20 protein-coding genes are annotated in these 18,713 nt (G+C 63.2%); 16 read left to right on the top strand and 4 right to left on the bottom strand.

What is annotated here, in order from left to right:
* The first annotated feature begins 220 nt into the window (after nt 1–220).
* The 3 genes from CHB99_RS00005 to CHB99_RS00015 are packed head-to-tail and all read left to right on the top strand — an operon-like array spanning nt 221 to nt 3,789.
* A complete protein-coding gene (locus CHB99_RS00005; RefSeq protein WP_042127480.1) occupies nt 221–880 on the top strand; it encodes a paraquat-inducible protein A in 660 nt (219 codons plus the stop codon).
* Nucleotides 867–1,490: a paraquat-inducible protein A gene (locus CHB99_RS00010; protein ID WP_042127408.1), complete on the top strand. Its 624-nt coding sequence runs from the start codon at nt 867–869 to the stop codon at nt 1,488–1,490. Before CHB99_RS00005 ends, CHB99_RS00010 begins: the two co-directional genes overlap by 14 nt.
* The gene (locus CHB99_RS00015) at nt 1,483–3,789 is read left to right on the top strand and encodes a PqiB family protein (RefSeq protein WP_042127410.1); all 2,307 of its coding nucleotides are present in this window, start codon (nt 1,483–1,485) and stop codon (nt 3,787–3,789) included. The genes CHB99_RS00010 and CHB99_RS00015 overlap by 8 nt, the downstream gene beginning before the upstream one ends.
* Before the next feature lie 115 nt (nt 3,790–3,904).
* Here CHB99_RS00015 and rpsT read toward each other — a convergent pair whose 3' ends face one another.
* Entirely contained in the window at nt 3,905–4,177 is a 273-nt protein-coding gene (gene rpsT / locus CHB99_RS00020; RefSeq protein ID WP_009403531.1) for a 30S ribosomal protein S20, read from the bottom strand.
* 253 nt (nt 4,178–4,430) lie between these two features.
* Between rpsT and murJ the strand changes: the two genes are divergently transcribed.
* From murJ to ispH, 6 genes are all read left to right on the top strand, one after another.
* Entirely contained in the window at nt 4,431–5,969 is a 1,539-nt protein-coding gene (gene murJ, locus CHB99_RS00025) for a murein biosynthesis integral membrane protein MurJ (RefSeq protein WP_042127413.1), read from the top strand.
* Between the two features lie 118 nt (nt 5,970–6,087).
* Nucleotides 6,088–7,038 carry a bifunctional riboflavin kinase/FAD synthetase gene (gene ribF / locus CHB99_RS00030; RefSeq protein WP_042127415.1) on the top strand — a complete coding sequence of 317 codons (951 nt, stop codon included), beginning with the start codon at nt 6,088–6,090 and terminating at the stop codon, nt 7,036–7,038.
* Nucleotides 7,035–9,866, top strand: a complete 2,832-nt coding sequence (gene ileS / locus CHB99_RS00035) for an isoleucine--tRNA ligase (protein ID WP_042127417.1) — start codon at nt 7,035–7,037, stop codon at nt 9,864–9,866. The genes ribF and ileS overlap by 4 nt, the downstream gene beginning before the upstream one ends.
* Nucleotides 9,859–10,374 carry a signal peptidase II gene (gene lspA / locus CHB99_RS00040; protein WP_042127418.1) on the top strand — a complete coding sequence of 172 codons (516 nt, stop codon included), beginning with the start codon at nt 9,859–9,861 and terminating at the stop codon, nt 10,372–10,374. The genes ileS and lspA overlap by 8 nt, the downstream gene beginning before the upstream one ends.
* A complete protein-coding gene (gene fkpB, locus CHB99_RS00045; protein ID WP_042127420.1) occupies nt 10,367–10,804 on the top strand; it encodes an FKBP-type peptidyl-prolyl cis-trans isomerase in 438 nt (145 codons plus the stop codon). The genes lspA and fkpB overlap by 8 nt, the downstream gene beginning before the upstream one ends.
* Nucleotides 10,805–10,818: 14 nt before the next feature.
* Entirely contained in the window at nt 10,819–11,766 is a 948-nt protein-coding gene (gene ispH, locus CHB99_RS00050; RefSeq protein ID WP_042127422.1) for a 4-hydroxy-3-methylbut-2-enyl diphosphate reductase, read from the top strand.
* Here the strand turns inward: ispH and CHB99_RS00055 are convergent.
* Nucleotides 11,759–12,262, bottom strand: a complete 504-nt coding sequence (locus CHB99_RS00055) for a GspH/FimT family pseudopilin (protein ID WP_042127423.1) — start codon at nt 12,260–12,262, stop codon at nt 11,759–11,761. The genes ispH and CHB99_RS00055 overlap by 8 nt on opposite strands.
* A 106-nt stretch (nt 12,263–12,368) precedes the next feature.
* Between CHB99_RS00055 and pilV the strand changes: the two genes are divergently transcribed.
* Genes pilV through thiO form a run of 5 tightly spaced genes read left to right on the top strand, consistent with a single transcriptional unit; the run spans nt 12,369 to nt 15,400 of the window.
* Nucleotides 12,369–12,722 carry a type IV pilus modification protein PilV gene (gene pilV / locus CHB99_RS00060; protein ID WP_042127425.1) on the top strand — a complete coding sequence of 118 codons (354 nt, stop codon included), beginning with the start codon at nt 12,369–12,371 and terminating at the stop codon, nt 12,720–12,722.
* A gap of 8 nt (nt 12,723–12,730) precedes the next feature.
* A complete protein-coding gene (locus CHB99_RS00065) occupies nt 12,731–13,369 on the top strand; it encodes a PilW family protein (RefSeq protein ID WP_245655639.1) in 639 nt (212 codons plus the stop codon).
* Between the two features lie 5 nt (nt 13,370–13,374).
* On the top strand, nt 13,375–13,857 hold the full coding sequence (locus CHB99_RS00070) for a pilus assembly PilX family protein (RefSeq protein WP_042127429.1): 483 nt from the start codon (nt 13,375–13,377) through the stop codon (nt 13,855–13,857).
* Nucleotides 13,857–14,267 carry a type IV pilin protein gene (locus CHB99_RS00075; RefSeq protein ID WP_042127431.1) on the top strand — a complete coding sequence of 137 codons (411 nt, stop codon included), beginning with the start codon at nt 13,857–13,859 and terminating at the stop codon, nt 14,265–14,267. The genes CHB99_RS00070 and CHB99_RS00075 overlap by 1 nt, the downstream gene beginning before the upstream one ends.
* A gap of 29 nt (nt 14,268–14,296) precedes the next feature.
* Nucleotides 14,297–15,400 carry a glycine oxidase ThiO gene (thiO, locus tag CHB99_RS00080; RefSeq protein ID WP_042127433.1) on the top strand — a complete coding sequence of 368 codons (1,104 nt, stop codon included), beginning with the start codon at nt 14,297–14,299 and terminating at the stop codon, nt 15,398–15,400.
* A gap of 15 nt (nt 15,401–15,415) precedes the next feature.
* Here the strand turns inward: thiO and CHB99_RS00085 are convergent, their stop codons facing one another.
* A complete protein-coding gene (locus CHB99_RS00085; RefSeq protein ID WP_042127436.1) occupies nt 15,416–15,646 on the bottom strand; it encodes a PP0621 family protein in 231 nt (76 codons plus the stop codon).
* A 105-nt stretch (nt 15,647–15,751) separates the two neighbouring features.
* Nucleotides 15,752–16,768, bottom strand: a complete 1,017-nt coding sequence (locus tag CHB99_RS00090; RefSeq protein WP_042127438.1) for an outer membrane protein assembly factor BamD — start codon at nt 16,766–16,768, stop codon at nt 15,752–15,754.
* Between the two features lie 151 nt (nt 16,769–16,919).
* Between CHB99_RS00090 and rluD the strand changes: the two genes are divergently transcribed.
* A complete protein-coding gene (rluD, locus tag CHB99_RS00095; RefSeq protein WP_042127440.1) occupies nt 16,920–17,882 on the top strand; it encodes a 23S rRNA pseudouridine(1911/1915/1917) synthase RluD in 963 nt (320 codons plus the stop codon).
* Nucleotides 17,879–18,619, top strand: coding sequence for a peptidoglycan editing factor PgeF (gene pgeF / locus CHB99_RS00100; RefSeq protein WP_042127442.1), 741 nt, complete (start codon nt 17,879–17,881; stop codon nt 18,617–18,619). The genes rluD and pgeF overlap by 4 nt, the downstream gene beginning before the upstream one ends.
* The last annotated feature ends 94 nt before the right edge of the window (nt 18,620–18,713 follow it).

Raw genomic sequence — 18,713 nt, forward strand, 5'->3', positions numbered from 1 at the left:
GTAGTGAAACGACGCATCGCCGATGGTAGTGTGGAGCTTCTCCATGTGAGAGTAGGTCATCGTCAAGATTCAATTCCGAAACCCCTATCTGCTGATGCAGGTAGGGGTTTTGTCTTTGCTCGATATCATTTTCCTATCGGGTGCGGGCTCTGGTGGCGCTCCCACAAATCAGAGCAAGAGCACTAGAATAGAGCCCGACGCCGTTACTCAGAATTTTCCTATGTCCGACTCTGTTGATTCCCGGCCACTTGCGAACCTGCCGCTGGATGAGCTGGTGGCGTGTCACGAGTGCGACCTGCTGATGCGCAAGCCGGTGCTCAAGCGGGACGAGAAGGCTCATTGCCCGCGCTGTGGCTATGAACTGTATGCCCATCGGCACAACGTAGTGCATCGCAGCCTGGCCCTGGTTCTGGCTGCTCTGATGCTCTACGTCCCAGCGAACTTTCTGCCCATCATGCAGCTCCATTTGTTGGGGCAAAGCGCCAACGATACGGTGTGGGGCGGTGTGCTGGGCTTATATGACTCTGGCATGCGTGGCATCGCGGTGGTGGTGTTCCTCTGCAGCATGGCTATCCCGCTGCTCAAGTTGCTGTGCCAGCTTGCGGTGCTGTTGAGCATTCACTGGAATATCGGCAGGAGCTATGGATTGCTGCTCTATCGTATTTATCACCACCTTCGCGACTGGGGCATGCTCGAGGTCTACTTCATGGGGGTGCTGGTCGCGATCGTCAAGTTGGTGGATCTGGCGGAGCTTAGTCTTGGTCTGGGTCTGTTCTGTTTTATCAGTCTGTTGCTGGTCCAGGTGTGGCTGGAGGTGGTGATGTCGCCCCACCAGATCTGGGTGGCATTGTCGGGAGAAGATCTACGTGCGGGCGATTGATGCCGGAATCCTGATTTGCTGCGAGTGTCATGAGCTCAACCGGCAAGAGCCTGGCGCCACGGCACAAACCTGTACACGTTGCGGTGCAATCGTGCATGCGCGCCGGCCGAACAGTCTCGTCCGGACCTGGGCGCTGCTGATCACCGCGGCGATCCTCTACATCCCTGCGAACGTGCTGCCGATCATGACCGTCAGTGCCCTGGGCCAGGGTAGTCCTGACACCATCATGTCCGGTGTCATCACCTTGATGAAGCACGGCATGCTGCCGATTGCCGCGGTGGTGTTCATCGCCAGTATCCTGGTGCCGACCTTCAAGCTGGTCGGCATCGCCTTGCTGCTCTATTCAGTGCAGCGTCACCAACCCTTGTCCGCTCGCCAGCGTATCCTGATGTACCGCTTCATCGAGTTCATCGGGCGCTGGTCGATGCTGGACATCTTCGTCATCGCCATTCTCGTGGCGGTGGTGAATTTCGGGCGCATTGCCAGTGTCGAGGCCAATCTGGGGGCTGTCGCCTTTGCCAGTGTGGTGATACTGACGATGCTCGCAGCAGTAACTTTCGATCCCCGACTGATCTGGGATAACACGGAGTCGGACGACGACCATGAGTGATGATTTGCCTACGGCGAGAACCCGTCCAGCCTCGAACTGGTCGGCCATCTGGATTTTGCCCCTGATCGCGCTGGTGATCGGTGGCTGGCTTGGCTGGCAAGCCTACCGGGATTCCGGTGTGAACATCGAGGTTCGTTTCCAGAGCGGCGAGGGTATCGTCGTCAACAAGACCGAAGTGGTCTACAAGGGCATGCCGGTGGGCAAGGTCAAGCACCTGGTGCTGGATGCCGAGGGCAGCAATACCGGTGTGATTGCCACCATCGAGATGAATCCCGCGGCGGAACCTCACCTGCTGAGCAATACTCGCTTCTGGCTGGTCAAGCCCAGTGTGAGCCTGGCCGGTATCACCGGCCTGGAGACCCTGGTTTCCGGTAACTACATCGCGGTCAGTCCCGGCGATGGCGAGCCGACCAAACGCTTCGTCGCCTTGCCGGAGGCGCCGCCGCTATCCGATAGCGAGCCGGGCCTCCACGTCACCCTCAAGGCCGATCGACTGGGTTCGCTGAACCGCGACAGCCCGGTGTTCTACAAGCAGATCCAGGTCGGCCGGGTGAAGAGCTATCGCCTGGCCGAAGATCAGGGCACCGTGGAAATCAAGATCTTCATCGAGCCGGCCTATGCGTCCCTGGTGCGCAAACACACGCGTTTCTGGAATGCCAGCGGTGTCACTGTCGATGCCAGTCTGTCCGGTGTGAAGGTCCGCAGCGAGTCGCTGGCCAGTATCGTCGCCGGTGGTATCGCGTTCGCCACTCCGGAGCATCGCAAGGACAGCCCTCCCACTGATCCGAGCCTGCCGTTCCGTCTGTTCGAGGACTTCGACGCGGCTCAGGCCGGTATCCGGGTGAAGGTCAAGCTAAGCGATTTCGAAGGTCTGCAGGCCGGTCGTACGCCGGTGATGTACAAGGGGATTCAGGTTGGCACATTGAAGGCCCTGAAGGTCGAATCCGATCTGAACAGCGCCATGGCCGAACTGACCCTCGATCCATTGGCGGAAGACTACCTGGTCCAGGGCACCCAGTTCTGGGTGGTCAAGCCATCGATTTCCCTGGCCGGCATCACTGGCCTGGAGGCCCTGGTCAAAGGCAACTACATTGCCGTGCGTCCGGGCGACAAGGGGGAGGCACCACAGCGCGAGTTCGAAGCCAGGGCCAAGGCGCCACCCCTGGACCTGAAAGCGCCGGGCCTGCATCTGGTGCTGTTCAGTGACAACCTTGGTTCCCTGGAGGTCGGCAGTCCGATTCTCTATCGCCAGGTGAAGGTCGGTACCGTGCAGAGCTACCAGTTCTCGCGCAAGCACCAGAAGCGCCTGCTGATCGGGGTGCATATCGAGCCGGAGTACGCTGGCCTGGTCAACGGTTCCACGCGTTTCTGGAACGCCAGCGGTATCACCCTGACGGGAGGTTTGTCGGGCATCCAGATCAAGAGTGAATCGTTGCAGAGCCTGATGGCGGGCGGTATTTCCTTCGATACGCCAACGCCGAACGTTGCGCTCAAACGGCGCATTCCGACTTTCCGTCTGCATGAAAATCAGGAAGCGGCGAACCTCTCGGGCATTCCGATCACTATCAGGGTGGCGGATGCCGATGGCTTGAAAGTGGGAACGCCGATTCGCTTCAAGGGGCTGGATATCGGCAAGGTGGAAGGCGTCGATCTGAGTGCCGATCTGCAATCCGTGCTGCTCAAGGCACGTATCACGGAGGTTCCGGAACGCATCGCCCGGGTCGGTACGCAGTTCTGGGTAGTCAAGCCGGCACTGGGGATCGTCAAGACCGAGAACCTGGCGACACTGGTCACCGGTCAGTACCTGGAGGTGCAGCCCGCCGCGGTCAACAAAGGACCGCAACGTGATTTCACCGCCTTGCCCGAAGCGCCTGAGGTCATTGGTCCACCCGAAGGTCTGGCCTTGACGTTGAGCGCAGCGCGGCGTGGCTCGATCAAGGCGGGTGTGCCGGTTACCTATCGCGAGATTCCCGTAGGCAAGGTCACCGGCTTCGAGCTGGGGCAGACCGCCGACCGGGTGCTGATCCATGTCCTGATCGAGCCGCGCTATGCGCCCCTGGTACGTGGCGGTAGCCGCTTCTGGAACAGCAGTGGTTTCGGCTTCGAGTTCGGTCTGATCAAGGGGGCGACGATCCGCACCGAGTCCCTTGAAACCCTGATCCAGGGCGGTATCGCCTTCGCCACGCCGGATGGCGAGCAGATGGGCAAGCCGGCGCTGCCGCAACAGACCTTCGCCCTGTTCGACAAGGCGGAGGAGGAGTGGCTGCAATGGGCGCCGAAGATTCCGCTCGGTAAATAGACAAAAGGCCCGGGTGAGTGATCACCCGGGCCCTTGTCCTTGGCGTTGCCGCCAACGAATCGCAACCAATAAAAAACCGACCCTAAGGTCGGTTTTTCAACAACAAGCTTGTCGCTTAGGCAGCAGCTTTCAGCGCCTTGATGTGGCCATTCAGACGGCCTTTATGGCGAGCAGCCTTGTTCTTGTGGATGATACCCTTGTCGGCCATGCGGTCGATTACAGGTACAGCCAGGATGTAAGCAGCTTGCGCTTTTTCGGCGTCTTTTGCGTCGATGGCTTTGACTACATTCTTGATGTAGGTGCGAACCATGGAACGCAGGCTGGCGTTGTGGCTGCGACGCTTCTCAGCCTGTTTTGCACGTTTTTTGGCGGAAGGTGAGTTGGCCACCGTCGAGCTCCTCGAAAGACTTGGTAAATAGCAAACAAAATAGGCCGCGAATCATGCCGATGAGTTGACCGGTTGTCAAGGCCATGGACGGGGTTCCGCCCAGTGGTCAATCTCTCCATCGGGATGATTCCCTTCTGGTGCACGACCTGTAAACTCGGGAGCTTTTGCGCTGCCTGTTTTGCGCGGCGCGCATTATTGCATATCCGGATGACATTCGGCCTGCACTTCATCCCAACGGCGTGAAAAACTTTCGATGAATCTCCTCAAATCCCTGGCTGCGGTCAGCTCCATCACCATGGTGTCGCGGGTGTTGGGTTTCGTCCGTGACACCATCCTGGCGCGGATTTTCGGTGCCGGAGTCGCCACCGACGCCTTCTTCATCGCCTTCAAGCTGCCCAACCTGTTGCGACGGATCTTCGCCGAAGGCGCGTTTTCCCAGGCGTTCGTGCCAATCCTCGCCGAATACAAGACCCAGCAAGGCGAGGAGGCCACCCGCACGTTCATCGCCTACGTTTCCGGCCTGCTGACCCTGGTCCTGGCGCTGGTCACCGCCCTGGGCGTGCTGGCCGCGCCATGGATTGTCTGGGCCACGGCGCCGGGTTTTGTCGACAGCGAGGAGAAATTCCAGCTGACCACCGACCTGCTGCGGGTGACCTTTCCTTATATATTGCTGATTTCGCTGTCGTCCCTGGCCGGCGCCATCCTCAATACTTGGAACCGCTTCTCGGTCCCGGCCTTCGTGCCGACCCTGCTCAACGTTGCGATGATCTTCTTCGCGCTGTTCCTGACCCCGTACTTCGATCCGCCGGTGATGGCCCTGGGTTGGGCCGTGCTGGCGGGCGGTCTGCTGCAGTTGCTGTATCAACTGCCGCACCTGAAGAAAATCGGCATGCTCGTGCTGCCGCGGGTGAACCTGCGCGACACCGGGGTCTGGCGAGTCCTGAAACAGATGCTGCCGGCGATTCTCGGGGTTTCGGTCAGTCAGATCTCGTTGATCATCAACACCATCTTCGCGTCGTTCCTGGTGGCCGGTTCGGTGTCCTGGATGTATTACGCCGACCGCCTGATGGAGCTGCCATCCGGGGTGCTCGGTGTGGCACTGGGGACCATCCTCCTGCCGACCCTGGCCAAGACCTACGCCAACAAGGATCGCCAGCAGTATTCGCAGATTCTCGATTGGGGCCTGCGCCTGTGCTTTCTCCTGGTGCTGCCGTGTTCCCTGGCCCTGGCGATCCTCTCCGAACCGTTGACCGTGGCGCTGTTCCAGTACGGCAAGTTCAGTGCCTTCGACGCGCAGATGACCCAGCGTGCGCTGATCGCCTACTCGGTGGGCCTGCTCGGCATCATCATGGTCAAGGTCCTGGCGCCCGGCTTCTATGCCCAGCAGAACATCCGCACCCCGGTGAAGATCGCCATCTTCACCCTGGTTTCCACGCAATTGCTCAACCTGGTTTTCATCGGCCCTCTGCAGCACGCCGGCCTGGCCCTGGCGATCAGTGTCGGGGCCTGCCTGAATGCCGGGTTGTTGTTCTGGAAGCTGCGCCAACAACACCTGTTCGAGCCACAACCGGGCTGGACCGGCTTCCTGGTCAAGCTGGTGGTCGCGGTATTGCTGATGTCCGCCGTGCTGCTGGTCGGCATGCATTTCATGCCGCCCTGGGAGGACGGGCAGATGCTGATGCGCTTCCTGCGCCTCGGCGCACTGATTGCCGCCGGCGTCGTGACCTATTTCGGCAGCCTGTTCCTGTTCGGCTTCCGCCCCCGGGACTTCGCCCGCAAGGCGCTGCACTGACGGACGGCGCGGGCCGGGCGTCGGTTTTGCACAATCGACGTCCCGGCATCGCGCTGTTGCCTGTCGTCAGCGCCCGGGTGTGGTTATAATCGACCACTTTATGAGCAAGAAGCGCGTTATGCAGCTGGTTCGAGGCCTTCAAAACCTTCGCCCCCGGCACCGGGGCTGCGTTGCTACTATCGGCAACTTCGACGGAGTTCACCGCGGTCACCAGGCTATCCTGGCGCGTCTGCGTGAACGAGCGGCGGAGCTGGGCGTGCCCAGCTGCGTGGTGATTTTCGAACCACAGCCGCGCGAGTATTTCGCCCCGCAAAGCGCTCCGGCCCGACTTGCGCGCCTGCGTGACAAGGTCGCCCTGCTGGCCGCAGAAGGCGTCGACCGGGTCCTGTGCCTGGCGTTCAACCAGCGGTTGAGCAAGCTCAGCGCCGACGAGTTCGTCGAGACCATTCTGGTCGACGGCCTCGGCGTGAAGCACCTCGAAGTGGGCGACGACTTCCGTTTCGGCTGCGACCGCCTGGGTGACTTCGCCTTCCTGCAGAACGCCGGCCAGCGCCACGGCTTTACCGTGGAAGCGGCGCAGACCGTCGAGCTGGATGGTCTGCGGGTCAGCAGCACCCAGGTCCGCGATGCCCTGGCCGCCGCGGATTTCGCCCTGGCCGAGCGTCTGCTGGGGCGGCCGTTCCGCATCCGCGGGCGGGTTCTGCACGGCCAGAAGCTGGCCCGGCAGTTGGGTACGCCGACCGCCAACGTACAACTCAAGCGCCGCCGCGTGCCGCTGAGCGGGGTCTACCTGGTCAGTGCGCAGGTCGATGGCAAGGTGTGGCCAGGTGTCGCCAACATCGGCGTGCGCCCGACCGTTGCCGGCGACGGCAGCGCTCACCTGGAAGTGCATTTGCTGGATTTCGCCGGTGATCTGTATGGCCGGCGCCTGACGGTGGAATTCCACCACAAGCTGCGCGACGAGCAGCGCTTCGCCTCCCTGGAGGCGCTCAAGTCGGCGATCGATGCGGATATCGCCGCCGCACGTGCCCATTGGCACGCTCAACCGCTAACGAAGAGCCTGAAATGACCGACTATAAAGCCACGCTAAACCTTCCGGACACCGCCTTCCCGATGAAGGCCGGCCTGCCACAGCGCGAACCGCAGATCCTGCAGCGCTGGGACAGTATTGGCCTGTACCAGAAGCTGCGCGAAATTGGCAAGGATCGTCCGAAGTTCGTCCTGCACGACGGCCCGCCCTATGCCAACGGCAAGATTCATATCGGTCATGCGCTCAACAAGATTCTCAAGGACATGATCGTCCGTTCCAAGACCCTGTCCGGTTTCGACGCTCCGTACGTCCCGGGCTGGGACTGCCACGGCCTGCCGATCGAGCACAAGGTCGAGGTCACCCACGGCAAGCACCTGACCGCGGACAAGACCCGCGAACTGTGCCGCGCCTATGCCGCCGAGCAGATCGAAGGGCAGAAGGCCGAGTTCATCCGCCTGGGCGTGCTGGGTGAGTGGGACAACCCGTACAAGACCATGAGCTTCGCCAACGAGGCTGGCGAGATCCGCGCCCTGGCCGAGATGGTCAAGCACGGCTTCGTGTTCAAGGGGCTGAAGCCGGTCAACTGGTGTTTCGATTGCGGTTCGGCGCTGGCCGAGGCCGAAGTCGAATACGCCGACAAGAAATCCCAGGCCATCGACGTGGCCTTCAAGGTCGTCGACGAAGACAAGCTGGCTGCCGCGTTCGGCCTGTCGGCGCTGGCCAAGCCAGCGGCCATCGTGATCTGGACCACCACCCCGTGGACCATTCCGGCCAACCAGGCGCTGAACATCCATCCGGAGTTCGCCTACGCCCTGGTCGACGTCGGCGACAAACTGCTGATCCTCGCCGAGGAACTGGTCGAGTCCTGCCTGAAACGCTTCTCGCTGGAAGGTTCGGTGATCGCCACCGCGCCGGGCTCGGCCCTGGAACTGATCAACTTCCGCCACCCGCTGTACGACCGCCTGTCGCCGGTCTACCTGGCCGACTACGTCGAGCTGGGCGCCGGTACCGGTGTGGTCCACTCCGCACCTGCCTATGGCGAGGACGACTTCGTCACCTGCAAGCGCTATGGCATGGTCAACGACGACATCCTGACCCCGGTGCAGAGCAACGGTGTCTATGTCGATTCGCTGGAGTTCTTCGGCGGCCAGTTCATCTGGAAAGCCAACCCGCATATCGTCGAGAAGCTGACCGAAGTCGGCGCGCTGATGTTCACCGAGACCATCAGCCACAGCTACATGCACTGCTGGCGCCACAAGACCCCGCTGATCTACCGCGCTACCGCGCAGTGGTTCGTCGGTATGGACAAGCAGCCGGACAACGGCGATACCCTGCGCGAACGCGCGCTGAAAGCCATCGAAGAGACCAAGTTCGTCCCGGCCTGGGGCCAGGCGCGTCTGCACTCGATGATCGCCAATCGTCCCGACTGGTGCATTTCGCGTCAGCGCAACTGGGGTGTGCCGATTCCGTTTTTCCTCAACAAACAGACCGGCGAGCTGCACCCGCGCACCGTCGAGCTGATGGAAGCAGTGGCCAAGCGCGTCGAGCAGGAAGGCATCGAAGCCTGGTTCAAGATGGACGCCGCCGAGCTGCTCGGTGACGAAGCCGCGCAGTACGACAAGATCGCCGACACCCTCGACGTCTGGTTCGACTCCGGTACCACCCACTGGCACGTACTGCGTGGCTCGCACAGCATCGGTCACGAGACCGGCCCGCGCGCCGACCTGTACCTGGAAGGCTCCGACCAGCACCGCGGCTGGTTCCACTCGTCGCTGCTGACCGGTTGCGCCATCGACAACCACGCGCCGTATCGCGAGCTGCTGACCCACGGTTTCACCGTCGACGAAAACGGTCGCAAGATGTCCAAGTCGCTGGGCAACACCATCGAGCCGCAGAAGGTCAACGACACCCTGGGTGCCGACATCCTGCGCCTGTGGGTCTCCGCCACCGACTATTCCGGCGAGATGGCGGTGTCCGAGCAGATCCTTCAGCGCAGCGCCGATGCCTATCGCCGCATCCGCAATACCGCGCGCTTCCTGCTGTCCAACCTGTCCGGTTTCGACCCGGCTCGCGACCTGCTGCCGGCCGACGACATGCTGGCCCTGGACCGCTGGGCCGTCGACCGTACTCTGCTGCTGCAGCGCGAGCTGGAAGAGCACTACGGCGAATACCGCTTCTGGAACGTCTACTCGAAGATCCACAACTTCTGCGTGCAGGAGCTGGGCGGTTTCTACCTGGACATCATCAAGGACCGTCAGTACACCACCGGCGCCAACAGCGTCGCGCGGCGCTCCTGCCAGACCGCGCTCTACCATATCGCCGAGGCGCTGGTGCGCTGGATCGCGCCGATCCTGGCATTCACCGCCGACGAGCTGTGGCAGTACCTGCCGGGCGAGCGCAACGAGTCGGTGATGCTCAACACCTGGTACCAGGGCCTGAGCGAGCTGCCGGAAGGCACCGAGCTGGATCGCGCCTACTGGGATCGCGTGATGGCGGTGAAGGCGGCGGTCAACAAGGAACTGGAGAACCAGCGTTCGGCCAAGGCCATCGGTGGCAACCTGCAGGCCGAAGTGACCCTGTTCGCCGACGAGGCTCTGGGCAACGACCTGGGCAAGCTGGGCAACGAGCTGCGCTTCGTGCTGATCACCTCGGCCGCCAGCGTCGCACCGTTCGTCGAAGCGCCGGCCGATGCCGTGGTCACCGAAGTGGCTGGCCTCAAGCTGAAGGTGGTCAAGTCCGGTCACGCCAAGTGCGGTCGCTGCTGGCACTTCCGCGCCGATGTCGGCGTAAACCCGGAGCATCCGGAAATCTGCGAACGCTGTGTCGACAACATCAGTGGCAGCGGCGAGGTGCGTCACTATGCCTAATGTGGCTGCGGGGCGTTTCGGACGCCTTGCCTGGCTGTGGCTGAGCCTGCTGGTCCTGGTCCTCGACCAGGCCAGCAAGTTCTACTTCGAAGGTTCGCTGAGCCTGTACCAGCAGATCGTGGTCATTCCCGACTACTTCAGCTGGACCCTGGCCTACAACACCGGCGCTGCTTTCAGCTTCCTCGCTGACAGCTCCGGCTGGCAGCGCTGGCTGTTTGCCCTGATCGCCCTGGTGGTCAGCGTGGTGCTGGTGGTCTGGCTCAAGCGCCTGGGTCGCAACGAAACCTGGCTGGCCGTTGCGCTGGCCCTGGTCCTCGGCGGCGCCCTGGGCAATCTGTACGACCGTATCGTGCTCGGCCACGTGATCGATTTCATCCTCGTTCACTGGCAGAACCGCTGGTACTTCCCGGCCTTCAACCTGGCCGACAGCGCCATCACCGTCGGTGCGGTGATGCTCGCGCTGGATATGTTCAAGAGCAACAAGTCCGGAGAAACTGTCCATGAGTGACACCCGTATCGGCCAGAACACCGAAGTCACCCTGCACTTCGCGCTGCATCTGGAAAACGGCGATACCGTCGACAGCACCTTCGACAAGGCTCCGGCGGTGTTCAAGGTCGGCGACGGCAACTTGCTGCCCGGCTTCGAGGCGGCGATCTTCGGCTTCAAGGCCGGTGACAAACGCAATGTCACCGTTGCCCCGGAGAATGCCTTCGGTCAGCCCAACCCGCAGAACGTGCAGGTCATGCCACGCTCGCAGTTCCAGGACATGGAGCTTTCCGAAGGCCTGCTGGTCATCTTCAACGATGCCGCGAACGCCGAGCTGCCGGGTGTGGTGAAAGCCTTCGACGACGCTCAGGTGACCGTCGACTTCAATCATCCGCTGGCTGGCAAGACCCTGAGCTTCGAGGTGGAGATCCTCGAGGTGAAGGCCATCTGAGCCGGGAGTTCCTCATGCAGATCAAACTCGCCAACCCCCGTGGCTTCTGCGCCGGTGTGGACCGGGCGATCGAAATCGTCAATCGTGCGCTGGAGGTCTTCGGACCACCGATCTACGTCCGCCACGAGGTCGTGCACAACAAGTTCGTCGTCGAAGACCTGCGCGCTCGCGGCGCCATCTTCGTCGAGGAGCTGGACCAGGTGCCGGACGATGTCATCGTCATTTTCAGCGCCCACGGCGTTTCCCAGGCGGTGCGCCAGGAAGCGGCCGGTCGTGGCCTCAAGGTGTTCGACGCCACCTGCCCGCTGGTGACCAAGGTGCATATCGAAGTCGCGCGCTACAGCCGCGACGGCAAGGAGTGCATCCTCATCGGCCATGCCGGGCATCCGGAGGTCGAGGGCACCATGGGGCAGTACGATGCCAGTAATGGCGGTTCCATCTACCTGGTCGAAGACGAGGAAGATGTCGCCCAATTGCAGGTACGCAACCCAGAGAGACTGGCGTTCGTCACCCAGACCACCCTGTCGATGGACGACACCAGCCGCGTCATCGACGCCCTGCGCGCGCGCTTCCCGAGCATTGGCGGACCGCGCAAGGACGATATCTGCTATGCCACCCAGAACCGCCAGGACGCGGTCAAGCAACTGGCCGACGAGTGTGATGTGGTGCTGGTGGTCGGCAGCCCGAACAGCTCCAACTCCAACCGCCTGCGTGAGCTGGCGGAGCGCATGTCCACCCCGGCCTACCTCATCGATGGTGCCGAGGATCTGCAGCGCGCCTGGTTCGATGGGGTCGAGCGGATCGGCATCACCGCCGGTGCCTCGGCGCCGGAGGTGCTGGTGCGCGGCGTGATCCAGCAGTTGCGCGACTGGGGTGCCAGCGGCGCGCAAGAGCTGGATGGGCGTGAAGAGAATGTGACGTTCTCCATGCCCAAGGAGCTGCGGGTTCGTAACGTCAGTTGATGCGCTCGCACAGGGGCTTGTTCGTGGGCGCATGACGCACCCGGACCCGCCCGCTGGGTGACAGCACGACCTGATACAACCTGTCCTGGCCGGGCGCCGCGCACACATGCAGCGTCCCGGACAGGAAAGCGCCACTTTCACGCAGGGGCACCCCCAGCCCCGAGAAGCGCACTCGCTGCGCGACCGGTTGATTGCCCACCACCCTGATGTTTCCCCTTGCCGAATACTCTCGTAACAACGGCATGTCGCTACGCTCCAGCAGTATTTGCCAACCCTTGCTCCAGTCACCCTCGATCGCTCGCAGCATGACCACCTGGTTACGCAGCAAGGCCTCGCTGCGTGCGACGCGCAGGGCTTGGGCGAGGCTCTCCGCGATGGCTTGTTGCTGAAGGTCGTGGCTCATTCGGCTGTAGGTCGATGTTCCGAGCGATGTCAGTAAGGCCAACAGCCCCACGGCGAAGAGCATCTGGATCAGTGTTACTCCCTGTTGCTTCATCGTGCATTCCTCCCTGGAAGTGCTTCGCTTAGGTTCCGGCATGGCCTGACCGGCGTCGAGTCGGCCGGGTTGGCAGTGGGTCGAGGAAAATTCGCGGGAGGTGGGGATGACAAGGAAGGGGCAACGGGGCCTGAGTCTGCTCGAAGTGCTGGTGGCACAGGTGTTGATAGCGGTGGGGCTGATAGGCGCGGCGGGGCTGCAGATGCGTTCCCTGCAAGGGACCGATGGCGCCCGCATGGCCAGCCAGGCGGCCTGGATTGCCCACGGCATGCTGGAGCGGGCGCGTTCGACACGGGGTGTCGATGGCGCCGATCAGCTCGAGTTTCAGCGGCAGATCGAGTCCTTCGCCGGCGCTGCCGGGCGGGGCGAACTCCGGCAGGGTGGCCATCAGGTGAGGGTGGGCTGGAGCGATGAGCGAGCCGGCGGAGGTTCACGGGCCATCGAATTGGGGGCGCCATGATGAGGGCAATGGCGGGATTCAGTCTGCTCGAAGTGTTGCTCGCCATGAGCCTCGGGTTGCTGCTTCTGTTGGGTGGCAGCCGGATTTTCATCGGCGCGCTGCACAGTTGGCAGGCGCAGCAGGCGGCTGCCGGCTTGCAGGAAGATGCGCGCCTGGTCTTGCATCGGCTGGCCCGGGATATCCGCATGGCAGGCAGTTTCGGTTGCCTGCGGCAGGAGGCGACGACCTTCGCCGATGCGGCCACGGCCAGTGTGTTTGCCCAGCCGGTCGGGCTCGAAGTGGCAAGCGATGGCAATCTGCGCAGCCTGACCCTGGTCAGCGCGCAAGCGGGCGAGTTGGGAGGGCGGCATGACTGGACCCTGCTCACCGACTGCCAGACCCGGGCGCAGGTCGTCGCGGGGAATGCCAGCCCTGGTCCGGGCATGTTCGCGATTCCCGTACGCGAGCAGCTCTATCGGCTCGACGCGGACCGGTTGCGGTTGCGCAGTGGTGGTGCCAACGCCGTGCTGGTCGACAATGTGCGGCGATTCGAGGTCCGTCGGGACGATGACCGGATCAAGCTCGGCCTGACCCTGGGCGATCCCGGGCAGCGGGTGCGGGCCCAGACCTACGAACTGGTGGTTGCCTTGCGCAACCCGCGGCCATGAGGGGCATGAACAGGCAGCGCGGCGCGGTGCTCGCATTGAGCGTCATGCTCGTCGCGCTGCTGGGCTTGCTTGGTCTGCTGGCGCTGCAGGCGAGTACGCAGCAGACCCGCATGGCCGGCAACCTGCTGGCATCGCTGCAGGCACTGGAAACCGCTGAAAGCCTACTGCTGGCTGGGGAATCCCGGTTGCCTGGCGCAGCCCCTGGGCCATGCGGCTTTTGCCTGCCACCTTTCGATGTGGCGAACCCTGGCGCGGGACTTCCTTGGCAGCAGCAGGGTTCAGGGCGTTACCTGATCCAGAACCTGGGGCGGAGCGAGCGTGCCCGGGGTATGGCGGATGGGCTGCCGGTTACCCTGTTTCGCGTCACCGCCGTAGCCGAGGAGCGCCAGGCGCGGGTGGTGCTGGAAAGCGTCGTGGCCGTGCCGTTGCCACCGAATGATGGGCCTGCCCGGCGTATCGCCTGGCGCGAGATTTCCCGGGAGTCCTGATGCAGCGCACGCAGATTGGCCTGAGTCTGATTGAAATGTTGATTGTCGTGGCCCTGGTCGGCATGCTGGCGGGCATTGCCTACCCCAGCTACAGCGAAATGGTCCGCAAGGCCGCGCGCACGGAAATAGCCGGGATCCTGTACGAAAGCGCGCAGCACCTGGAGCAGCACCATTCCCGGACCGGTCGCTACCTCGACAGCGACGCGGCCACGGTCCCGCTGCCGGACGGCAACGTCCATTACAGCCTGCATGCCCGGCGCGAAGCCGACAGCTATCTGCTGAGTGCCACCCGGCGCCCTGGTGGTGCGATGGCCTTCGATGTCTGTGGCGATTTCGAACTCGATCACCGTGGCGTGCGTGCCAATCCAGGACGCGGCGCGGCAGCCGAGAGGGACTGCTGGGGCGGCTGAAGTCATTCATTCGGGTACTGGATCTACAGATGACCAAGCAAGTAGTGATTGTGGGTGGCGGTGTGATCGGTCTGCTGACGGCATTCAATCTGGCCGCGGAGGTCGATCGGGTGATCGTCTGTGACAAGGGCGACCTGGGCGGCGAATCGTCCTGGGCCGGTGGCGGTATCGTTTCGCCGCTCTACCCATGGCGCTACAGTCCGGCGGTGACGGCCCTGGCTCACTGGTCGCAGGACTTCTATCCACAGCTTGGCGAACGGCTGCATGCCAGCACCGGGATCGATCCGCAGGTGCATGTCACCGGTCTGTACTGGCTCGACCTGGATGACGAGGCCGAAGCCCTTGCCTGGGCGCAGCGGGAAGGGCGGCCGTTGAGCAAGGTGGCGGTAGCCGAGGCCTATGCCGCGGTGCCTGTTCTCGGTCCTGGTTTCGAGAGTGCGGTGTACATGGCTGGCGTTGCCAACGTGCGTAATCCACGCCTGTTGAAGTCGCTGAAGGCAGCGCTGCAGGCGCTGCCCAATGTCACCCTCAAGGAGCATTGCGCGATCACCGCATTCGTCCGCGAAGGCGAGCGGATTGCCGGTGTGCAGACCGACGAGGGCATCATCGAGGCTGATGAAGTGGTGCTGACCGCCGGTGCCTGGAGCGGCGACCTGTTGCGCTCGCTGGGCTTCGACTTGCCAGTGGAGCCGGTCAAGGGCCAGATGATCCTGTTCAAGTGCGCCGAAGATTTTCTGCCGAGCATGGTCCTGGCCAAAGGCCGTTATGCGATTCCCCGGCGTGATGGTCACATCCTGGTGGGCAGCACCCTGGAACATGCCGGCTACGACAAGACGCCGACCACCGAAGCCCTGGAAAGCCTGCGTGCCTCCGCGATCGAGCTGTTGCCGGCGCTGGCCGACGCCGAGCCGGTGGGGCACTGGGCCGGGCTGCGTCCGGGTTCGCCGGAGGGGATTCCGTACATTGGCCGCGTACCGGGTTGCGAGGGGTTATGGCTGAACTGCGGGCATTACCGCAATGGTCTGGTGCTGGCGCCAGCGTCCTGCCAGTTGTTCAGCGATCTGCTCGTTGGTCGTGAACCGATCATCGACCCGGCGCCCTACGCGCCCGCGGGTCGTCTGCAGGCACGCTGAGCGATGCTGGAGGCCTCAGTGCTTGTCGCTGGGGCCTTGTTCCAGATGAGCGGTACTGCAATACCACTCGTTACCGCGATGCAGGGCCCGGTCGTTCGGCAGGTGCACGCCGCAATGGGCGCAGCGCACCATCTTCAGCGTGGTGTCCTGCGACGGGGTGGATGAGGCGGCGTTGCCGGCCTTGAACTTGCGCCACAGCCAGAAGGCGGCGGCGATCAGGGCAATCCAGAAAAGTAGACGAACCATGGTGTCCAGCTTATTTCGATGAAGATGCGCCAGTGTAGAAGAGCGCTCATCCGCGGCCAATAAAAAAGGGAAGCCCAAGCTTCCCTTTTTTCGTTTTCGTCGCGGTCAGTCAAACACGCCAAAGGTCATGTAGCTGAACCAGGAGCGGTCATCGTTGTTGCCTTCCGCTTCGTGGTTTTCTTCCTGAACGGCGTCACCATCTTTCGGTAGCAGTTCTTCCGGGATGGCTTCCTTGGCGTCTTCGTACTGCTTGATCACGTCCTGGTTGGCGCGGGTTTCGCCCGGAGGCAGCGGCGTCGCGGTGTTGATCAGGCCCAGGGTGGCACGGGACAGCCAGCCGCGGTTGTCGGCTTCTTCCTGGCGCGGTACGAACTGGCCGTCGACCAGGCTCGGATGGTCAGGGTAGTTCAGCTTCAGGGTTTCCAGGCTGGTGGCAGCCAGTTCGTCCAGGTGCAGGCGCTGATAGGCCTCGACCATCACTGCCAGGCCGTCGCCGACGGATGGAGTTTCCTGGAAGTTCTCGACCACGTAGCGGCCGCGGTTGGCGGCGGCGACATAGGCCTGGCGGGTCAGGTAGTAGTCGGCGACGTGGATTTCGTAGGAAGCCAGCAGGTTGCGCAGGTAGATCATGCGCTGCTTGGCGTCCGGCGCGTAGCGGCTGTTCGGGAAGCGGCTGGTCAGTTGGGCGAACTCGTTGTAGGAGTCGCGGGCGGCACCCGGGTCGCGCTTGGTCATGTCCAGCGGCAGGAAGCGTGCCAGCAGGCCGCGGTCCTGGTCGAACGAGGTCAGGCCCTTCAGGTAGTAGGCATAATCGACGTTCGGGTGTTGGGGGTGCAGGCGAATGAAACGCTCGGCGGCGGACTTGGCGGCCTCCGGCTCGGCATTCTTGTAGTTCGCGTAGATCAGTTCCAGCTGCGCCTGGTCGGCGTAGCGGCCGAACGGATAGCGCGACTCCAGGGCCTTCAGCTTGGCCGTGGCGCTGGTGTAGCTGTTGTTGTCCAGGTCGGCCTGCGCCTGCTGGTACAGCTCGGCTTCGCTCAGGTTTTCGTCGACGACTTCCTTCGAAGAACAAGCAGCGGTCAGTCCGAGGATGGCGATCAGCAGCAGGTGTTTCACTTGCATGGCGGCTTGCGTCCCTATGACGGCCGCTGTCTTGGGCACGGCCGTCCTGTTATGATGAGCACCCCGCGGAGCACACCCGGGGTAAAAGACGCCGTATTTAACCACAAGCGCGCAGCCGAAACCAAAGGCTGTGCCGTCGCCTTGTCAGAGCATGTCCGAGATCATTCAACTTAGCGCAGAGGTGCCGTCCGAATTGGGCGGTCAACGCCTCGACCAGGTCGCCGCCCAATTGTTCGCCGAGCATTCGCGCTCGCGCCTGTCCGCCTGGATCAAAGAAGGCCGGCTGACCGTCGACGGCAACGTCATGCGGCCGCGCGATATCGTCCACAACGGTTCCGTGCTGGCCCTGCAGGCCGAGCAGGAGGCCCAGGGCGAATGGGTCGCGCAGGCGATCGAACTGGATATCGTCTACGAAGACGACCAGATCCTGGTGATCAACAAACCCGCCGGTCTGGTGGTCCACCCGGCGGCGGGGCATGCCGACGGCACGCTGCTCAATGCGCTGCTGCACCATGTGCCGGACATCGTCAACGTGCCGCGCGCGGGCATCGTCCACCGTCTCGACAAGGACACCACCGGGCTGATGGTGGTAGCCAAGACCCTGCAGGCGCAGACCAGCCTGGTCACCCAGTTGCAGAGCCGCAGCGTCAGTCGCATCTATGAATGCATCGTGGTCGGCGTGGTGACCGCGGGCGGCAAGATCGACGCGCCCATCGGTCGGCATGGCGGCCAGCGCCAGCGCATGGCGGTGACCGAGGGCGGCAAGCCGGCGGTCAGCCACTACCGGGTGCTGGAGCGCTTCCGTTCCCATACCCATGTGCGGGTCAAGCTGGAAACCGGGCGTACCCACCAGATTCGCGTGCACATGGCTCACGTCAATTTCCCGCTGGTCGGCGATCCGGTCTATGGCGGGCGTTTCCGCATTCCGCCGGCGGCCAGCCCGACCATGGTCGAGGCGGTCAAGACCTTCCCGCGTCAGGCTCTGCACGCGCGTTTCCTGGAGCTGGAGCACCCGGTGACCGGGGAACGCATGAAATGGCAATCGCCGCTGCCGGACGACTTCGTCTGGCTGCTGTCCCTGCTCAAGCAGGACCGCGAGGCCTTCATCGGATGAGCGACCTGAGCCCCAGCCTGCTGCTGCCGAACTGGCCCGCGCCGGCCGGAGTACGTGCCTGCGTGACCACGCGGGCGGGTGGGGTCAGCCAGTCTCCCTACGAGACGTTCAACCTCGGTGACCATGTCGGCGATGCGCCGGATGCGGTCGCCGAGAACCGTCGGCGCCTGACTGCTGAATGCGCCGCGCGCCCGGCCTGGCTCAAGCAGGTGCACGGCCTGGCAGTGGCTTACGCCGATCCCCAGGTGATCGCCGAAGCGGACGCCAGTTGGACCGACACCCCGGGCATCGCCTGCACGGTGATGACCGCCGATTGCCTGCCGGCACTGTTCTGCGACCGCGCCGGTACCCGCGTCGCCGCGGCCCATGCTGGCTGGCGCGGACTGGTTGGCGGCGTGCTGGAGGCGACCCTCGATTCCCTGGCGCTGGATCCGGCCGAAGTACTGGTCTGGCTCGGCCCGGCCATCGGCCCGCAGGCGTTCGAAGTCGGGGCCGAGGTGCGCGAGGCGTTCATCGCGGTTCACCCGCAGGCCGACGCCGCCTTCGTACCGGGCGCGCAGCCGGGCAAGTTCATCGCCGACATCTATGCCCTGGCCCGTATCCGTCTCGCGGCCCGTGGCGTCAACGCCGTATACGGTGGCGGTTACTGCACCGTCACCGACCCACGCTTCTTCTCCTATCGCCGAGCCGCCACCACCGGCCGCTTCGCCTCGCTGATCTGGCTTGCCCCCCGCTGACCTGAATCAACCCGGCTACGCTTGAATCTTCCAGAATGATCCACATCTATTGTGGTATCTCAGGCAGGCTTTTCTTCATCAGGTGTGTCCATCG

The sequence above is a fragment of the Pseudomonas japonica genome, assembly GCF_900188455.1.
In the GTDB taxonomy this organism is placed as follows: Bacteria; Pseudomonadota; Gammaproteobacteria; order Pseudomonadales; family Pseudomonadaceae; genus Aquipseudomonas; species Aquipseudomonas japonica.

Excerpts from the sequence above, each read along its gene's own strand:
- fkpB (WP_042127420.1), top strand. The coding sequence starts at position 10,367 with ATGAGTGACACCCGTATCGGCCAGAACACCGAAGTCACCCTGCACTTC.
- rluD (WP_042127440.1), top strand. The coding sequence starts at position 16,920 with ATGTCCGAGATCATTCAACTTAGCGCAGAGGTGCCGTCCGAATTGGGC.
- CHB99_RS00005 (WP_042127480.1), top strand. The coding sequence starts at position 221 with ATGTCCGACTCTGTTGATTCCCGGCCACTTGCGAACCTGCCGCTGGAT.
- pgeF (WP_042127442.1), top strand. The coding sequence starts at position 17,879 with ATGAGCGACCTGAGCCCCAGCCTGCTGCTGCCGAACTGGCCCGCGCCG.
- CHB99_RS00015 (WP_042127410.1), top strand. The coding sequence starts at position 1,483 with ATGAGTGATGATTTGCCTACGGCGAGAACCCGTCCAGCCTCGAACTGG.
- CHB99_RS00085 (WP_042127436.1), bottom strand. The coding sequence starts at position 15,646 with ATGGTTCGTCTACTTTTCTGGATTGCCCTGATCGCCGCCGCCTTCTGG.
- ribF (WP_042127415.1), top strand. The coding sequence starts at position 6,088 with ATGCAGCTGGTTCGAGGCCTTCAAAACCTTCGCCCCCGGCACCGGGGC.
- ispH (WP_042127422.1), top strand. The coding sequence starts at position 10,819 with ATGCAGATCAAACTCGCCAACCCCCGTGGCTTCTGCGCCGGTGTGGAC.
- murJ (WP_042127413.1), top strand. The coding sequence starts at position 4,431 with ATGAATCTCCTCAAATCCCTGGCTGCGGTCAGCTCCATCACCATGGTG.
- CHB99_RS00065 (WP_245655639.1), top strand. The coding sequence starts at position 12,731 with ATGGCGGGATTCAGTCTGCTCGAAGTGTTGCTCGCCATGAGCCTCGGG.
- pilV (WP_042127425.1), top strand. The coding sequence starts at position 12,369 with ATGACAAGGAAGGGGCAACGGGGCCTGAGTCTGCTCGAAGTGCTGGTG.
- CHB99_RS00070 (WP_042127429.1), top strand. The coding sequence starts at position 13,375 with ATGAACAGGCAGCGCGGCGCGGTGCTCGCATTGAGCGTCATGCTCGTC.
- thiO (WP_042127433.1), top strand. The coding sequence starts at position 14,297 with ATGACCAAGCAAGTAGTGATTGTGGGTGGCGGTGTGATCGGTCTGCTG.
- CHB99_RS00090 (WP_042127438.1), bottom strand. The coding sequence starts at position 16,768 with ATGCAAGTGAAACACCTGCTGCTGATCGCCATCCTCGGACTGACCGCT.
- ileS (WP_042127417.1), top strand. The coding sequence starts at position 7,035 with ATGACCGACTATAAAGCCACGCTAAACCTTCCGGACACCGCCTTCCCG.
- CHB99_RS00055 (WP_042127423.1), bottom strand. The coding sequence starts at position 12,262 with ATGAAGCAACAGGGAGTAACACTGATCCAGATGCTCTTCGCCGTGGGG.
- lspA (WP_042127418.1), top strand. The coding sequence starts at position 9,859 with ATGCCTAATGTGGCTGCGGGGCGTTTCGGACGCCTTGCCTGGCTGTGG.
- CHB99_RS00075 (WP_042127431.1), top strand. The coding sequence starts at position 13,857 with ATGCAGCGCACGCAGATTGGCCTGAGTCTGATTGAAATGTTGATTGTC.